This is a genomic window from Chitinophaga sp. GbtcB8, assembly GCF_019091455.1.
Lineage (GTDB): Bacteria > Bacteroidota > Bacteroidia > Chitinophagales > Chitinophagaceae > Chitinophaga.
The window spans coordinates 1-286 of sequence record NZ_JAGXJN010000130.1; the positions used below are offsets into that span (position 1 = coordinate 1).

General features: G+C 47.6%; 1 protein-coding gene. It reads right to left on the reverse strand.

Annotation, left to right across the window (positions count from 1 at the left end):
* The coding region (locus KVT36_RS31670; protein WP_217607423.1) for a Gfo/Idh/MocA family oxidoreductase at positions 1–286 on the reverse strand (286 nt) is incomplete at both ends.

The following is a 286-nucleotide window of genomic DNA, read 5'->3' on the forward strand; positions in this document are numbered from 1 at the left end:
CAGCGCAGCGCGTGCATCCTCCCTCGTTTCAGCAACAGGTTTTTCGCAGTACTCATCCATTTTATGGCCTACTGCCTCAACGGTATGGTAAGCATGCTGGAAGTCAGCCGTGGCAATGATCACTGCATCCAGGTCTTTATTCTTGTACAGTTCAACATTATTCACATAGGTCTGTATGCTATGGCCTGTTTTATTTTTCAGGAAAGCTTTGCCTTCATCGCGGCGGCGGTTCCAGATATCAGATACGCCGAACAGGACAAAGTTCAGCTCCTTGTTGTTGGCAAAA